Genomic DNA, 2,420 nt, shown 5'->3' with positions numbered 1-2,420 from the left:
GCTGGCCGTTGGCCGGGGCGTCGGTGGCCGGGGCCGGGGTCTCGGCAGCCGGGGCGGAGCCGCCGGCCTGGCGGGCGCGGATGGCGGTGAGCAGGTCGCCCTTGCGCATCTTCGCCGTCCCGGTGATGCCCAGGCTCGTGGCGAGCCCCTGGAGCTCGGCGAGGCGCATGGTGCTCAGACCGCCCGTACGACGAGTGGTCCCGCCGCTGCCCTCAGGCATTGCGACGAGCTCGGTGGTGTCTGTCACGAAGGATCCTTCCCCCTCGTATTCGGTCCGCCAGAGTGCGGAACCGGGGTCTGCGTCAGGTCAGAACCTGATCGATGGAGGGCCATGTGTGCTGGCGGGTAGCGCAGCAGGACGCAACGGGAGCGTTGCGCTCACATGGTGGTTGGTGCACCGTGGCGACTGGCTCGACCAGGGGGGATGATCGGCGTTCGTCGCCGGGGTGCGTCCTCAGGGTAACACCACCGCACGACTGCCATGTGCGAAGTGTCAAACGTGTTGCGCCGGATGGTCATTCCCGCAGGTCAGCCCGCAACCCGGTCGATCCGCGCGCCCGTGCCGGCGATGCCGGGGCGCAGCACCTGCCACCCCTGCGCCGGCACCAGCGTGGCGACCGCGTCGGCGTCGGCGCGGGTGCTGAGGACGAGGACGCTCGGGCCGGCGCCGGAGATGACGGCGGCGTGCCCCCGGTCGCGCAGCCGGTCCACCAGCGTCATCGAGGCACCGAGCGCGGCGCGCCGTTGCTCCTGGTGCAGCCACTCCCGCGTGGCCGGCAGCAGCAGGTCCGGCCGCCGGGTCACGGCCTCCACCAGCAGCGCCGCGCGCGCCGAGTTCAGCGCCGCCTCAGCGTGCGGCACGTGGTCCGGGAGCACCGCCCGCGCCGTGCTCGTCGCCAGCTGCTCCTGGGGGACCAGCAGCACCGGGGTGACCTCGGGGCTGACAGCCAGCTGGACGGTGCGCGTGTGGCGCGGGGCGTCCGCCTCGGACCAGGACAGGGTCATCCCGCCGTAGACGCTGGCCGAGGCGTTGTCGGGGTGGCCCTCGACCGCACTCGACAGGTCGTTGGTGAACTCCCGGTCGAGCCCGCGGTCGAGGTCCTCCACACCGGCGGCGAGGTCGTGCAGGCCTTGCGCCGCAACGACTCCCGTGACGATGGCCGTCGCCGAGGAGCCCAGCCCGCGACCGTGCGGCACCGCGTTGAGACAGCTCATGGTCAGGCCGGCCGGGGGCTCGACGCCGAGCTCGGCCCAGGCGCGGACCATGGAGCGGTAGACGAGGTGGTTCTCGTCCAGGGGCACGCTGGCCGCCCCCTCGCCGGCGACCTCGACCTGCAGGCCGGGGGTGCCGGACACGGTCACCGTGCACTCGTCCCACAGGCCCAGCGCCAGGCCGATCGAGTCGAAGCCGGGCCCGAGGTTGGCACTGCTGGCCGGCACCCGGACCCGCACGCAGGACCCGGGCACGAGCGGGCTGACCACGTTCAGCCCTCGAGCCCGAGGGCGCCGGCGGCGGTGAACGCGTCGACGGGCACCCGCACGGGCACCACGGGCTCGCCGTCGGCGTCCTTGAGCGCCCAGGCGGGGTCCTTCAACCCGTGCCCGGTCACCGTGCACACCACGGTCGCCCCTGCCGGGACGAGCCCGTCGTGGGCCGCGGCGAGCAGGCCGGCCACGCTGGCCGCCGACGCCGGCTCGACGAAGATGCCCTCCCGCGCCGCGAGGATGCGGTGGGCGTCGAGGATCTGCGCGTCGCTGACGGCGTCGATCCGGCCGCCGGAGTCGTCACGGGCCTCCACCGCCTGCTTCCACGACGCGGGGTTGCCGATGCGGATCGCCGTCGCGATGGTCTCCGGGTGGTCGATCGGGTGGCCGGCCACGATCGGCGCCGCCCCCTCGGCCTGGAAGCCCCACATGCGGGGCAGGCGGGTGGCCGGGCCCGGCATACCGGTCAGGGAGCCCTCGGCGAGGTACTCGCGGTAGCCGCGCCAGTAGGCGGTGATGTTGCCGGCGTTGCCGACCGGCAGGCAGTGGATGTCGGGGGCGTCGCCGAGGGCGTCGACCACCTCGAACGCCGCGGTCTTCTGCCCCTCGATGCGGGCCGGGTTGACCGAGTTGACCAGCTCCACCGGGTAGGCCTCGGCCAGCTTGCGGGCCAGGGTCAGGCAGTCGTCGAAGTTGCCCTCGACCTGCAGCAGCGTCGCACCGTGGGCGATCGCCTGGCTGAGCTTGCCCATAGCGATCTTGCCGTCGGGGACGAGCACCCCGCAGGCCATCCCCGCCTTGGTGGCGTAGGCGGCCGCCGAGGCGCTGGTGTTGCCGGTGGAGGCGCAGATGACGGCGCGGGCGCCGGCGCGGGCGGCGACCGAGATCGCCGTCGTCATGCCGCGGTCCTTGAACGAGCCGGTCGGGTTCAGGCC

At 73.9% G+C, this 2,420-nt stretch carries 3 protein-coding genes; all 3 read right to left on the bottom strand.

The window, feature by feature from the left end; all coding sequences use genetic code 11:
- Positions 1 to 247: Rho termination factor N-terminal domain-containing protein (locus VF825_RS10365; RefSeq protein WP_331112900.1), on the bottom strand; the 247-nt coding region annotated here is incomplete at its 3' end.
- Positions 248 to 528: 281 nt separating this feature from the next.
- Positions 529 to 1,482 carry a homoserine kinase gene (gene thrB / locus VF825_RS10360; protein ID WP_331112898.1) on the bottom strand — a complete coding sequence of 318 codons (954 nt, stop codon included), beginning with the start codon at positions 1,480 to 1,482 and terminating at the stop codon, positions 529 to 531.
- A gap of 2 nt (positions 1,483 to 1,484) precedes the next feature.
- Positions 1,485 to 2,420 (bottom strand): threonine synthase (gene thrC, locus VF825_RS10355; RefSeq protein ID WP_331112896.1); only part of this gene is annotated, 936 nt, incomplete at its 5' end.

The sequence above is a fragment of the Oryzihumus sp. genome (genome assembly GCF_036391795.1).
GTDB lineage: Bacteria > Actinomycetota > Actinomycetes > Actinomycetales > Dermatophilaceae > Oryzihumus.
This window is presented reverse-complemented; position numbering and strand designations above follow the sequence as displayed.